This is a genomic window from Butyricicoccus faecihominis (assembly GCF_024462775.1).
Lineage (GTDB): Bacteria > Bacillota > Clostridia > Oscillospirales > Butyricicoccaceae > Agathobaculum > Agathobaculum faecihominis_A.
In genome coordinates this window covers 27,663-40,186 of sequence record NZ_JANGCE010000022.1, presented here as the reverse complement: position 1 = coordinate 40,186, position 12,524 = coordinate 27,663, and the positions used below count along the sequence as shown (strand labels likewise).

Below are 12,524 nucleotides of genomic sequence, written 5' to 3'. Positions count from 1 at the left end.
GTCGATTATTGCATTGACAACCCCGGCGTGGGGCGTAAAATAATAGGTAATAAATGAAATGGGGAGGAATTGTTTTGAAAAAGTTCATAGAGGAATTTAAAGCCTTTGCGCTGCGCGGCAATGTCATGGATATGGCGGTAGGCGTTATCATCGGCGGCGCGTTTTCCGGTATCGTTACTTCGCTGACCGATAATTTCATCACGCCGATCATCAGTCTGATTGGCGGAACGCGTTACAGCATGGAGCAGGTGACGGGTTTTGTCAGCAACTTCCTCGGTACGGTAGTTAACTTTCTGATCATGGCGTTCATCCTTTTCTGTATTCTGAAGGCGGTGAACAAGTTGACCCACTTGGGCCATAAAGAGGAAGCGCCCGCCGCGCCGACCACCAAGATCTGTCCGTTTTGCCTGAGTGAAATCCCACTCGGCGCGACCAAATGCGCGCACTGCGCGTCCGAATTGCCGGTAGAGAGCGAATAAGAACTCGTATAGAAGGCGCTGCATTTCGCAGCGTCTTCTTTTTTACGGCTCGGTCTCGCCCAGCAGCAGGCGAAGCGCCGTCGTCGCCTGATGGGCGGCGCACAGCGCCACGCGCGGGGCCATCAGGCCAAGGCCGTCCGCGATATCGCTGGTTCCGTCGCCGCACACATATAAATGACCGAAGCGGCGTTCGGTGCGGATGGCGTTCGGCGAGCCGTAGCCCGCCATACCGCTGGCCGATACTACCGGCGTATCCGGCAGGGCGGAGAGCAGGGTTTCGATCAGCATGGCCTTTTGGTCGGCCCGATCAAAGGCTTCGCACACCACGTCGCAGCCGGTGAATAACCGCGCGGCGTTGGCGGGCACGATGCGCTCGGTATACGTATCGTAATATAAATATGGATTGATTGCTTCTAGTTGTTCCTGTAAAGCCAAGGTCTTGGGGATGCCGATATCCTTCACCGTGTAGTACTGGCGGTTCAGGTTGGTGATATCGACCACGTCGTAATCGACCAGCGTGAGCCGCCCAACGCCCAACCGCGCCATGTGCGCCGCGATATGGGAGCCCAGCCCGCCCAGCCCCGCAATGCCGACGCAGGCCCGATCCAGCCTTTGCTGAACAACTTCGCCGTGCCGCTGGACGAGCGCGGCGTGCAGTTCTTCACGTGTGACCATCAGCCGCCTCCCACGAACTCAACGAGCTCTAAAACGTCGTCCTCGCCGAGCGCTTGGTCGGCAAAGCGCGCGCGGGGCACGATCTGGCCGTTGCGCTCCACCGCGACGCGCTTGGGGTTCAGTCCCAGCTGCATCAGGAGCGAATGCACGGTCATTTCCGCATCCAGCGGTATGGTTTTTCCGTTTACTTTCATTGGTCACGCCTCTTTTCGCAAGAAAAAATGCCCCGGTTTTACCATGCGGTAAAACCGGGGCATTCGATATCCCTAAGTATTTCTCGATGCGGCAGCTTCCCTACGATGGTTCTAACCAACAGGTTCAAAGGGTTAGGCTCTCGCCCTCTCAGCCGCTCATCACGGCACCCCTGCTTGCAAGTTTCAGTATAACGCCATGCGTGCGGCTTGTCAAGAAAAGAAAAATCCAGTATAATAATAGAAACAAATGTTCGCTGAAAGGAGGAGGGTGCATGGACCGGACCATCTTGCATTGCGATTGCAACGCGTTTTACGCCTCAGTCGAAACGTTGCTCGATCCTTCGCTGGACGCGGGCCCCATGGCGGTATGCGGCGATCCGGAAAGCCGTCACGGCATCATCCTTGCCAAGAATGAAAAAGCCAAGCGCTTTGGCGTGACAACGGCGGAAACCATCTGGCAGGCCCGGCGAAAGTGCCCGGAGCTGAGGCTGATCCCGCCGCACCGGGACGAATACGTGCGCATTTCGCGCCAGTGCAACGAGCTGTATCTGGGCTATACCGATCTGGTCGATCCGTTCGGCATTGACGAATCGTTTCTGGACGTCACCGGCTCCTTGCATCTGTTCGGCACAGGCGAGCAGATCGCAAACGAGCTGCGGCGGCGTATGCGGGAAGAGATCGGGCTGACGATCTCGGTCGGCGTATCGTGGAACCGGGCCTATGCCAAGCTGGGCAGCGATTACAAAAAGCCGGACGCGACCACGGTGTTTTCCCGCGAAAACTATCAGAAACTGGTTTGGAGCCTGCCGGTAAATACGCTGCTGTATGTCGGCAAGCGCGCGGCGGATCGCTTAAGCGCGCTGGGCGTGCATACCATCGGCGATCTGGCCGCGTGCGACCGGGCGCTGGCCCACAGCGTGTTCGGCAAAATGGGCGATACGCTGTGGCGTTATGCGCGGGGCGAGGACGATGAGCCCGTGCGTTCGTTTTATGAGGAACGCGAGGTTAAGTCCGTCGGCAACAGCATGACGTTTTCGCACAACCTGCTGGGTGAGACCGAGTGCCATTTCGGCATCACCGCGCTGTGCGACACCGTGGGCCGCCGCCTGCGCAGGCGCGGCCTGCGGTGCCAGACCGTGCAGCTCATCATCCGCGACCCGGATTTCCGCAACATCTCGCGGCAGGTGACGCTCGACCGGCCAACGGATTCCACCCGCATGCTGATTGACACCGCCATGTCGATCTGGCGCGCCCGCTGGAAGCCGGAAAAGCCGGTGCGCCTGCTTGCCGTGACTGCGATGAATCTGCTGCCCGCCGAGGCGGCTGGCGAGCAGCTATCGCTGTTTGACGGCGCGGACGGACTGAAGAACGTGGACAAACAGCGCAGCTTAGACCGCGCCATGGACGCTCTGCGCGAGAAATTCGGCACGGACGCCGTGCAGTACGGCTCCGCGGTGAAGAAGAAAAAGTAGACGGGATACGGCGCCCGGCGAGAAGAGACGATGCGCCGCCCGGCGCGGGGGCAAAGGGGAAGGGAAAACCTTGGCGGTTTTCCCTTCCCCTTTGATCTCCATTCCTTTCCCTCGCTCTGTCCAGGGGAGTTGCTTGCCGACTTTTTGTTTTACAAAAATGTGTCGTGGTGCCGTTCCGGGTGCCTAGGGATTCAGTGGACGGGTGCCTTCGCTCCGCCGGACCGGCGTGATAGGCGCGCCCACATATACCGGTGCTTCGCTCCCGGCGCGCCGAGGGCGTCGCGCCCTACAATAAAGCGGCTGCCGCCGCCGTAAGCGGGAAAACCACTCACCGATGCTGTAGGGCGTGACGCCCTCTGTATAGCATGTGGGCTATACAGTCACGCCGCTCCACAACACAGGCAGCCGTAGGGCCGCGTGACCTCACGCGGCCGGGGGCACGGCAGCTACCGCCAAGCTTTGGCCAGCAGCTTGACGGCGGCGGCGATCTCGGTTTCGGTCAGGCCGGCGTAGCCGAGGACGAGCGTGGCGCGCGGCGGACGGACGGGCGGCGTATAATAGCCGGACAGGCCGTATACGCGAACCCCGGTTTGAAGCGCGCGGGCGATGAGCGTTTGCTCATCCATGCCGTTTTTCACTTGCAGCAGAATATGCAGCCCGGCTTCCGCGCCCGATACCTCGAAGGGAATGGGCGAAAGCTCGCGCGTCAGCGCCGCGAGCAGCGCGTCGCGGCGGGACTGGTACACCTTTCGGCTGCGGCTGATGTGCCGCTCGAACCCACCGGAACGCATGAATTCGGCCAGCGTGTGCTGCTCGAAGCTGGGCACGGTGGAGGAATAGAGCGAAAAGGTTTCGCGGTAGCGCGCCATCAGCGCTTCCGGCAGCACCAGATAGCCGATGCGCAGCGAGGGCGCGAGGCTTTTGGCAAAGGTGTTGACATAGATCACGCGCCCCGCGTGGTCCAGCTCGCCAAGCGCGGGGATCGGACGGGAGGAATAGCGGAATTCGCTGTCGTAATCGTCCTCGATCAAATAGCGGTCGGGCGCGGCGGCGGCCCAGTGCAGCAGCTCGGTGCGCCGTCCGGCGGGCATGACCAGCCCAAGAGGAAAGTGGTGCGAGGGCGTGAGATAAACGGCGGAGGCGTCGCTTTGCCGCAGCGCGTCCACGCGCAGGCCGCTCTCGTCGAGCGGGAGCGGGCGCACCGCCGCGCCGTTTACCGCGAAAATCTGGTACAGCTTGCGGTAGCCGGGGTTTTCAAGCGCGTATACACGGTCGCGTCCCAGCAGTTCGATCATCAGATGGATCAGGTATTCCGAGCCCGCGCCGACCAAAATACGGTCGGCCGAAACGTCCAGCCCGCGAAAATCGTGCAAATACCGGCTGATCTGCTCGCGCAGCTCGCGTGCGCCGCCGGGGGCCGCCGCGCGCAAAAGGCGTTCCGAGTACTCGCTCAGCACGCTGCGGCTCAGTCTGGCCCAGATGCTGAACGGAAAACAGCCGGTATCGACGATATTGGTGCGGAAATCAAATTTTACCGCGTCCATAGGCGCGGTTACGGGCGCGGCCTGCGGCGCGGCGCGCGTCGGTTCGCGCACCGGCAGCGCGGCCAGCTTTTGCACAAAATAGCCGCGCCTTGGCTCGGAAACAAGGTAGCCCTCGGCCAAAAGCTGGCCGTAGGCGGTCTCCACCGTGATCTGGCTGACGCGCAGGTGCGCGGCGAATTGCCGCTTGGAGGGCAGCTTGTCCCCGGCGGCGAGCGTGCCGGACATGATATCCCCGCGCACCGCGCGGTAAAGCTGCTCATAAAGCGGCGTTTGGCTTTTGGGATCGAGATGATAGGTGAGCATGGGAAAGCCCCCTTTTGAAATAAAACGCGCCGCGGGGCCGCCCGTACGGCTGCTAAATATAGCCCAGCGTGCGCAGGATGAACAGTGTAGCGGTCAGCGTAACGGCGGAAAGCGCGGTGGACAGCACGATGATGGACGAGGACAGCACATGATCGCCGCCCATATTTTTGGCCATGACATAGCCGGTGACCGTGCTCGGCGCGCCGTACAGAATGACGAGCGCGACCATGGCCTGCTCGCGAAAGCCCATATACGCCGCGACGGGCAGAAACAGGATGGGCAGCGCGATCAGCTTGATGAACACGGCGGCACAGGTGGGGCCCAGCTTTTTCAGCGCCTTAGCGCCCTCGAAGCCCGCGCCGATGCTGAGCAAGGCCAGCGGCGTCGCGCAGCCCGCCAGCATGTCGAGCGGTTTGGACAGCATGGGCGGAAAGTCCACCTGCAATAGAGAAAAGGGCAGGCCGGCCAGAATGCCCAGAATGATTGGGTTGGTCACGATGCCGCCGAGCGTGCGGGCGACAACGCCGTGGTGCTGTTCGCCGCGCGGCGCGGTGACGGTGAGCACCGTGACGGAATAGATATTATAAAGCGGCACGGTCGCAACGATCATCAGCGGCACCAGCCCCGCGTCCCCGTACAGGTTTTGCACAAAGGCAACGCCAAGCACCGCCTGTGATCCGCGAAACGCGCCCTGCGTGAACGCGCCGACCATGCTTTTATCCCGCAGGCCCTTCGCGGCGATCAGCCATATGGCGAAAAAATAAAGCGTGGTGGTACCGGCGCAGAAAAAGAAGAATCTTGCGTCGAACTGCTCCGTGATGCGGCCGGTCGCAATATCGCGGAATAGCAGGATCGGCAGCAGCACCTTGAATACCAGCCGGTCTAGCTCGCCAAGCGTTATGGGCGTAAAAAAATGTCGGCCGCGCAGCAGGCGGCCGAGCAGGATGATAGCGAAGATCGGCACAGTCGCGTTCAGGCAAAACAGCAGATCAGCCATGGCTTTGTTCCTCCGTAAGGAAAAATTCCATCAGCTTTTCAAGGCTCTGGCCGAGTACGGCAGCCTCGCCCGGCGTCAGCGTTTCCATGACGGCGTCGATCATACGGGCGTGAAAATCCTTATGGTATTCGTACGCGGCGCGGCCCTTGGCGGTCAGCGTGACGTTGACAACGCGGCGGTCGGTCTTGTCGCGCGTGCGCTGCACCAGATCTTTGGCGGAAAGCTTGTCGCAGGCGACGGTAAGGGTGGCAAGGGTCACGCCGATCGACTTTGCCACGTCGCTCATACGGGCAGGCTCAAGGTCGCCAATTTTCTCAATGATATGGATCTCGGTCACGGAGATGGAGCTGCCAAAGCCCTCTGCCATTGCGCGTTCTTCTATTTTATTGACGCGTCCGAATACGTCCACCAGAAAGGAATTGATCTGCTCCGAGCCAGCCATGCGGGTCCACCACCTCAAATTTAATTAATCTAACTAAATATTAGCACAGCCCGCCGTGAAATGCAAATGAAAGAATAAAAAACGGCCTGCTGTTCCCCATCGGAAACAGCGGGCCGTATTGATTTGGATTAGCAGGTCGCGCCGCCCTGCAAGTGCTTTTGCGCGGAAAGGTTTTCTTGCTTGTGGGCCAGCAGCTCATTGGAAAGCAGCTGCTCCTGTACATTTTCAAAGCCAAGGCGGGAAACGGTATCGGCAAAGCGTTCGCCGGTGACGCCCTGCTCGCGGAACAGCAGAATGGACTTTTCAATCACGCTCATGACTTCTTCCTTGTCGGTGAATACCTTATCGAGCGGGCGGCCCTGCGCGACCTTCTTGCCCCAGCGTCCGCCGATATAGATGCGGTAGCCCTCCATCTGCGCGTCCAGCGCGCCGAACGGACACATGGCGATGCAGCGGCCGCAATGGTTGCACGCGGCTTCATCAATCACGAGCTTGTCGTCCTGCATTCGGGTCACCTTGATCGGGCAGCCGTTCTCTACTTGACACAGCTTACAGCCGCGGCACTTCTCATAATCGACCGCGGGCACACGCTGGCCAATCACGCCCAGATCGTTCAGATCGGGCTTGACGCAGTTGTTCGGGCAGCCGCCCACCGCGATCTTGAACTTATGCGGCAGCTTGACATCGCTGTAGCCGTGGAAGAATCGTTCGTGGATCTCCTCGGATAGGGCAAAGGTATCGATCAGGCCGTACTGGCAGGTCGTGCCCTTGCAGGAAACGACCGGGCGCACCTTGGAGCCCGTGCCGCCGGTCTCCAGCCCACGTTCGGCCAAAAAGGCGCGCATGGGCTCGATATGGTCAAACGGCACGCCTTGGATTTCAAGCGTCAGGCGCGAGGTCATGGTCACTTCGCCGCTGCCGAACTTTTCGGCGGCTTCCGCGATCACGCGGCTTTCCTCGGCCGTGATCTTGCCGTTGCGGGTGATCACACGGCCGTTGAAGCAGTCCGGCGTGGTCTTATCCCGCAGGAAGCCGAGCGCCTTTACCGCTTTTTCCTCCGCCGGGGTGACGGCGGCCGCGACGTTCTTGAGCTTGACATCGCTCACAAACACGCCGCCTTCCAGCACCAGCGTATCGGTATAGCCAAAGTGCCGGAGGCGGTTTTGCAGGAAGTACGCGCGCTTGCCCTTGGTGCAGACGAGCAGCAGCTTTTCATCCTGCGCAATGCCCTCGATCGGGCCGTTGACCTTAGGCAGGTCGATGTACTGCGCGCCGCGGATGGACGGGGCGAGGCCCACGTCGAGCACGCGGCGGCCTTCCGCCGCGCCTGCAAGGTATTCCGCCGGCGTAATGCTGGTAAGCGCGCCGTCGAGCTTATTGAGCAGCACGTATACCGCCTGCACGAGCGGATGGATGGCGGTGGAAAAGGGGGGCGCGTAGGCGAAGTCTGCGTTTTCAAAGTCTTCCAGCGTTGCGCCCATATTCAGGCCCATTGCCGCGATATCGACCATTTTGTCGACCGCGCCGGGGCCGAGCACCTGCACGCCCAGCAAGCGTCGCGTCGCGCGGTCCGCCACAACCTTGGTGACAAAGTAGGCGGCGCCGGGATAGTAGTGCGCCTTATCATCCGTCACGGCCACGGCGCAGACCGGGTCAAAGCCCGCGTCCTTTGCCTGCCGTTCGGTCAGGCCGGTGCGGCCGCAGCTCAGGCCGGGCAGCTTGGCAACGCCCGTGCCGAGCACGCCGGGGTAGCGCTTATCCGCGCCCATCAGCCCCTCGGCCAGCGTACGGCCGGAAAGGTTGGCGGTGGAGCCCATCGGCGACCACTGGGGCGCGCCGGTCAGGCGGTTTTTCACCATGGCGCAATCGCCCGCGGCGTAAACGTCGGGCAGGTTGGTGCGCATCTGCTCATCTACCACGATGGTGCCCTTGACCATGGCAAGGCCGGTATCGGCGAGGAAGCCGGTGTTCGGACGGATACCGGCGGAAAGCACGACCAAATCGCAGGCCAGCGTGCCCGCGCTGGTGCGGATGGCGGAAACGCGCTCCTCGCCTTCGATCGCCTGCGCGGCGGTGGAGGTGATGACGCGCACGCCCGCGGCAGCCAGCTTCTTTTTGGCCCAGTCGGCCAGCTCGGGGTCGAGTACGTTCGGCATGATCTGGGAGGCAAAGTCGATTACAGTGACCGAAACGCCGCGCGCGTGCAGGTTTTCCGCGACCTCAAGGCCGATGAAACCGCCGCCCACCACGACAGCCTTCTTGACATTTTGCTTTTCGATGTACGTGCGCATGGTTTCGGCGTCGTCCGGGGTGCGCATGGTGAACACGCCGCCGAGGTGCAGTCCCTCAACCGGCGGAACGGAGGGAGAAGCGCCTACCGCGATGACCAGCCGGTCATATTCATAAACCTCCTGTTCGCCGGAATCGAGGTTGCTCGCGGTCACGGTCTTCGCTTCCGCGTCGAGTTTGACGGCCTCGCGCCCGGTGCGCACGGTCACGCCGGTCAGCGCGGCGTATTTTTCAGGGGTGTTGACAATCAGCTCGTCGCGCGTTTCGATCATGCCGCCCACATAGTAGGGCAGGCCGCAGCCGGCGTAGGAAATATCGCGGCTTTTGGTAATGAGCGTTACTTCGGCGCCGCGGTCGAGGCGTTTGAGCTTCGCGGCGGTCTTTGTGCCGGCGGCAACGCCGCCGATGATCAGAATTTTCATGCAGTTTCCTCCTTGTTTCCGCTGCTGCGGTGGCAGCAATGCGGTTCTTGCGAACATTGGGGCTTGGGCCCGGCGCAGACGATGACGTCGCCACCGGCGATGTCAATACCCTTGCCGCATACAAGCGCTTCGGCGATCTTGCGGCGCGCCGCGTCGTACATGCGCGTCACGGTGGTGCGGGAAACGCGCATTTTCAGGGCGCACTGCTCCTGTGTGAGCCGGACATGATCGAGCAGGCGGATCACCTCGTATTCGTCGTAGCCGAGGGTCACCGCCGGGCCCGCCCCGCCATTTTCAGGAACAAAACGGGTGGTCTGCGGCTTGGAGCAAATGCACCGGCATTTTTGCGGCCTTGCCATACGCGTCACCTTCTTTCTATAAGACGATGATAACAAGGTTATGAACATATGTCAATAACAATTTTCGCTTATTTCCCCTGCTTGACAAACGGCAGGAAAAACGGTACAATAAGAAAGCAAATCGCGGGTGTAGTTCATCGGTAGAACGGCAGCTTCCCAAGCTGCATAGGTGGGTTCGACTCCCATCATCCGCTCCATAGAAAAAGCACCGCGTAATGCGGTGCTTTTCTTTTTACCCAGATATGGTGTGGGTTCGGAGCGCCTACGCTGTCACCTATGATTCTATCAAAGACGTAGTTCAGACGTAGGAAACAGACAAAATGCAACACGAAAATGCAACATGGTTTACTCGCACAGGGCGTTGAAATATTTATCGATTTTCGCGTCCACATCCTTCCGCTTATCGGAAAATGTGTGCTGGTATACAGATTGCAAAACCGCGTTGGTTGACCAACCGCCGCGTTCCATGGCGTATTTGTCCGGAACGCCGAGCTGAAGCATGACGGATGCGTTCAGGTGGCGCAGGTCGTGAAAACGCATGTGCGGCAGGCCGGCGGTCTTAATGCACTTAGTAAAATGGTTATAGATCACGGCGGCACTATCCTTTACAATCGGCTCGTCAGGCTCTCCGGTACCGATCATATTTTTTAACCGATCTGGAATACGAAGTTGCCGTGTGCTGTTGTAGGTCTTGGTTTGCTCTCGAATAACATCGCTCCCGGATATAATCAGCAAGACACGTCGCACTGTAAGAATGTCGCCGTCAATGTCTCCGTATTGCAGGCCACGGACTTCGCTAAGGCGAAGAGAAAGCCAAAGCGAAAGCATGACGGGCAGTTCTACGGCACTGCCATGCACAGCAGCAACTACCGCATCCGGCGTTGGGAGCTGGCGCATTTGCCGTCTTTTGGCAGGCAATGTAACATGAAGCCGTAAGTCTGGCATAAACATAGAGCAGGTAGCAGAAATCAGTCCGTACACATTTGCCACGGTTTTGGGGGACAGGCTGATAGCTTCACGGTTTATTGCGCTTTGAACGATTGCGCTGTTCAACTCGATCAGTTTAAGCTTTTGCAAGGCATGAAGACGATGCCTTGAGATCGAACGATAGGCTTGGATCGTGGATGGAGAAAGAACATTTTCCTTTGCATCGATATATTTCTCAAGCGCTTGAGCAAGCGTCATATCATTAGCATTAGACTTTGCTTTTTTACCTTTCACGCGGTATTCGGATGCGAGAAATTCGGCTTGTGCTTTGTCCGGTGCAGTGAAGGATTTGTACTGGCGCTTGCCGTATTCATCCTTGCCGTCGTAGATCAGCACGCGGTAGCTGCCGGACGGTAGCTTTTTTGCTTTTGCCATAATAAAAAACCTCCGTTTACATACTGAAATAGGTATGGTAAAATAGAGGTACAGATTTGACCGACCAAGTTTAATCTGTACCTCGTCCCGCTTCGGTGCGCCAACACCGGGGCGGGATTTTTATTTGTCCAAGTCTGGAAGCGTTTCGGATTTTGCCAGTTTCTTTTCTTCCGATTTTACACGTCGTTCCAGTTTTTTTATATCTTCGGCAGGCGGCAAGGATTCAGGGCGAATGCCACGGGTTCCCAACATCTGTCGGACGCTTCGGTTGTTTTGAACGTGTTCGTGCGTAATGTGGTCTTCTCCGCGCAAATCCTTTTCATCGATGTTTAAATTGGTCATTTCTGTGGCAAGGCTTTTGGCGGCAATCGTAACAGGAGGGAGAAAATCAGCAAGGGGTCTTCCGTCCTTTACGTGATATCGGTACTTCATTTCGTCGGTGGTATGTCCGCCAAACAGGGCGGCATCACCTTTGGAACGGATTCGTCCAAAACCGCGATCATCTACACCGCGCTCATAAATGTTTTGTGAAAGACGTTTTTCAGCAGTTTTTAGCTGTTCGCGCAGCTGAAGCCGATTCATGGCGTCAAGTCGCTGCTCGATCAGCTCCTGCTTGCGGGTCTGTAAAGCAAAATACGTTTGCGCGAATGCAATTTCCGTTTTGCGGGGATCACCGTTTTGTGCGATTAAGTAACAGGCATAGCGAGTGAGCATAATATCCCCAATGTCTCGCTGCGCCTTGGAGCCGATAGCAACCATTTTCGAGACGTCTCGAAAATGGTCATCTGTCTTAACTCCAGAATTTGAGCAGGCATTTTGAGCGCGTGTGATTGTGTCAGCAAAACCTTCCCATGTTTTATAGCCAAGAACCTCCTGCAATTCTCGGGCAAACCAAAATTCTACTCCGTCTTCGATGTGCATAATAGAATCAAATGTTTGTTTGTATTTGGAAATTAGTTTTTTATCCATAAAACCTCTCCTCATTTTTACACGTTCGCCGGTTGCAGCCAGTGGGCGGGATTTTTATATTTCATCCACCGTGCGGATCACACGCAGGACACGTCCGATGACACGGCATTTTTCAAGGTCGGCACCTTCGATGCGGCGGGTTTTATATTCCGGGTTTGCGGGCACGAGGTCAATCCAATCCTCGCCGGACTTATATTTGATCGTTTTCAACGTGGCTTCTCCGTCTCCCAGCAGCATAATGCCGACGCGGCCGGACAGCCCCATATCTTCACAGTGCAGGCAGAGCAGCTCGTCGCCGTGCTGATAGTGCGGGTACATGCTGTCGCCGTCAACTGTGGCGATGAAGAAATCCTCCGGCTTGCGGCGCCCCAGCCACTCGGGCGGAATGGGCCGGTATTCGTATTCTTCGGACGGCGTCGCGTTGAAGTGCGCGGCGACAGGACCGATATAGCGGATGGTGGGGAAGTCGATGGTGCTGTCGAATTCGTCTTCCCAGCCCATGAGGTAGGATACAGATGTGCGCAATACCTTTGCTAAAGGCTCAAGTGCATATCCGGGTAATTTTTCGATATCTCCCTTTTCGTATCTGAATATAGTGGCCCGCGATACATTTAATGCGGCAGCAACATCATCTGCGCTTAAATCAAGTTCCTTGCGCCGGCATTTCATTCTATCTCCAGTAGTCAAGTGTTTCACCCCCTGTCAACATAGACACTATATCATATATGTTGCAAAAATGCAACATAAAAATGTGAAGAAGAAAAAATAAATCGCAAAAACGCGAAAATTTATATTGACATGCTATGCCCGCAGTGGTATTATAAGCACATAAAAGTCGCAAAAATGCGATAAGGAGGTGATGCAATGCGGGTTAATACAGATATGCTTCGCGGTAAGATTGTGGAACACGGCTTTACGCAAGAGAATGTAGCTAATCTAATAGGGATGGACAGAAGCACGTTTTCTCGTAAAATGAGAAGCAACGCATTAGATTTTTCTGTCGAAGAAATGCACAAA

Annotated in this window: 12 protein-coding genes, 1 tRNA gene, 1 pseudogene and 1 riboswitch; of the genes and pseudogenes, 3 read left to right on the top strand and 11 right to left on the bottom strand. The window is 57.7% G+C overall.

Annotation, left to right across the window (positions count from 1 at the left end):
- Positions 1-74 precede the first annotated feature (74 nt).
- Positions 75-479 (top strand): large conductance mechanosensitive channel protein MscL, encoded by a 405-nt coding sequence (mscL, locus tag NE562_RS11760; RefSeq protein ID WP_280962615.1) that lies wholly within the window; start codon positions 75-77, stop codon positions 477-479.
- A 42-nt stretch (positions 480-521) separates the two neighbouring features.
- Here the strand turns inward: mscL and thiF are convergent, their stop codons facing one another.
- Complete coding sequence (gene thiF, locus NE562_RS11755; RefSeq protein ID WP_280962614.1) at positions 522-1,154, bottom strand: sulfur carrier protein ThiS adenylyltransferase ThiF; 633 nt, start codon at positions 1,152-1,154, stop codon at positions 522-524.
- Positions 1,154-1,348 carry a sulfur carrier protein ThiS gene (thiS, locus tag NE562_RS11750; RefSeq protein ID WP_280962613.1) on the bottom strand — a complete coding sequence of 65 codons (195 nt, stop codon included), beginning with the start codon at positions 1,346-1,348 and terminating at the stop codon, positions 1,154-1,156. Before thiS ends, thiF begins: the two co-directional genes overlap by 1 nt.
- A gap of 79 nt (positions 1,349-1,427) precedes the next feature.
- Positions 1,428-1,530: riboswitch (TPP riboswitch) on the bottom strand.
- Between the two features lie 90 nt (positions 1,531-1,620).
- Between thiS and dinB the strand changes: the two genes are divergently transcribed.
- Positions 1,621-2,820: a DNA polymerase IV gene (gene dinB / locus NE562_RS11745; RefSeq protein WP_280962612.1), complete on the top strand. Its 1,200-nt coding sequence runs from the start codon at positions 1,621-1,623 to the stop codon at positions 2,818-2,820.
- A gap of 446 nt (positions 2,821-3,266) precedes the next feature.
- On the opposite strand, the gene NE562_RS11740 is transcribed toward dinB, so the two are convergent.
- From NE562_RS11740 to NE562_RS11720, 5 genes are all read right to left on the bottom strand, one after another.
- Positions 3,267-4,667 carry a PLP-dependent aminotransferase family protein gene (locus NE562_RS11740; RefSeq protein ID WP_280962611.1) on the bottom strand — a complete coding sequence of 467 codons (1,401 nt, stop codon included), beginning with the start codon at positions 4,665-4,667 and terminating at the stop codon, positions 3,267-3,269.
- Between the two features lie 52 nt (positions 4,668-4,719).
- Positions 4,720-5,664 (bottom strand): AEC family transporter, encoded by a 945-nt coding sequence (locus NE562_RS11735; protein WP_280962610.1) that lies wholly within the window; start codon positions 5,662-5,664, stop codon positions 4,720-4,722.
- Positions 5,657-6,106, bottom strand: coding sequence for a MarR family winged helix-turn-helix transcriptional regulator (locus NE562_RS11730; RefSeq protein ID WP_280962609.1), 450 nt, complete (start codon positions 6,104-6,106; stop codon positions 5,657-5,659). The genes NE562_RS11735 and NE562_RS11730 overlap by 8 nt, the downstream gene beginning before the upstream one ends.
- A 128-nt stretch (positions 6,107-6,234) precedes the next feature.
- The gene (locus NE562_RS11725) at positions 6,235-8,817 is read right to left on the bottom strand and encodes an FAD-dependent oxidoreductase (protein WP_280962608.1); all 2,583 of its coding nucleotides are present in this window, start codon (positions 8,815-8,817) and stop codon (positions 6,235-6,237) included.
- On the bottom strand, positions 8,814-9,176 hold the full coding sequence (locus NE562_RS11720) for a DUF134 domain-containing protein (RefSeq protein ID WP_280962607.1): 363 nt from the start codon (positions 9,174-9,176) through the stop codon (positions 8,814-8,816). The genes NE562_RS11725 and NE562_RS11720 overlap by 4 nt, the downstream gene beginning before the upstream one ends.
- 123 nt (positions 9,177-9,299) lie before the next feature.
- Between NE562_RS11720 and NE562_RS11715 the strand changes: the two genes are divergently transcribed.
- Positions 9,300-9,373: transfer RNA gene (locus NE562_RS11715), tRNA-Gly, on the top strand.
- Between the two features lie 148 nt (positions 9,374-9,521).
- Here the strand turns inward: NE562_RS11715 and NE562_RS11710 are convergent.
- From NE562_RS11710 to NE562_RS17905, 4 genes and pseudogenes are all read right to left on the bottom strand, one after another.
- The gene (locus NE562_RS11710) at positions 9,522-10,538 is read right to left on the bottom strand and encodes a tyrosine-type recombinase/integrase (protein ID WP_280962606.1); all 1,017 of its coding nucleotides are present in this window, start codon (positions 10,536-10,538) and stop codon (positions 9,522-9,524) included.
- A gap of 120 nt (positions 10,539-10,658) precedes the next feature.
- A complete protein-coding gene (gene dinD / locus NE562_RS11705; RefSeq protein WP_280962605.1) occupies positions 10,659-11,507 on the bottom strand; it encodes a DNA damage-inducible protein D in 849 nt (282 codons plus the stop codon).
- A 54-nt stretch (positions 11,508-11,561) separates the two neighbouring features.
- Positions 11,562-12,008, bottom strand: coding sequence for a LexA family protein (locus tag NE562_RS11700; protein ID WP_280962604.1), 447 nt, complete (start codon positions 12,006-12,008; stop codon positions 11,562-11,564).
- Positions 12,009-12,020: 12 nt separating this feature from the next.
- Positions 12,021-12,176: pseudogene (locus NE562_RS17905) on the bottom strand (helix-turn-helix domain-containing protein); the annotation flags it as partial.
- Positions 12,177-12,524: the final 348 nt, after the last annotated feature.

Excerpts from the sequence above, each read along its gene's own strand:
- thiF (WP_280962614.1), bottom strand. The coding sequence starts at position 1,154 with ATGGTCACACGTGAAGAACTGCACGCCGCGCTCGTCCAGCGGCACGGC.
- NE562_RS11740 (WP_280962611.1), bottom strand. The coding sequence starts at position 4,667 with ATGCTCACCTATCATCTCGATCCCAAAAGCCAAACGCCGCTTTATGAG.
- dinB (WP_280962612.1), top strand. The coding sequence starts at position 1,621 with ATGGACCGGACCATCTTGCATTGCGATTGCAACGCGTTTTACGCCTCA.
- NE562_RS11725 (WP_280962608.1), bottom strand. The coding sequence starts at position 8,817 with ATGAAAATTCTGATCATCGGCGGCGTTGCCGCCGGCACAAAGACCGCC.
- NE562_RS11720 (WP_280962607.1), bottom strand. The coding sequence starts at position 9,176 with ATGGCAAGGCCGCAAAAATGCCGGTGCATTTGCTCCAAGCCGCAGACC.
- NE562_RS11730 (WP_280962609.1), bottom strand. The coding sequence starts at position 6,106 with ATGGCTGGCTCGGAGCAGATCAATTCCTTTCTGGTGGACGTATTCGGA.
- NE562_RS11700 (WP_280962604.1), bottom strand. The coding sequence starts at position 12,008 with ATGGGCTGGGAAGACGAATTCGACAGCACCATCGACTTCCCCACCATC.
- NE562_RS11710 (WP_280962606.1), bottom strand. The coding sequence starts at position 10,538 with ATGGCAAAAGCAAAAAAGCTACCGTCCGGCAGCTACCGCGTGCTGATC.
- NE562_RS11735 (WP_280962610.1), bottom strand. The coding sequence starts at position 5,664 with ATGGCTGATCTGCTGTTTTGCCTGAACGCGACTGTGCCGATCTTCGCT.
- thiS (WP_280962613.1), bottom strand. The coding sequence starts at position 1,348 with ATGAAAGTAAACGGAAAAACCATACCGCTGGATGCGGAAATGACCGTG.
- dinD (WP_280962605.1), bottom strand. The coding sequence starts at position 11,507 with ATGGATAAAAAACTAATTTCCAAATACAAACAAACATTTGATTCTATT.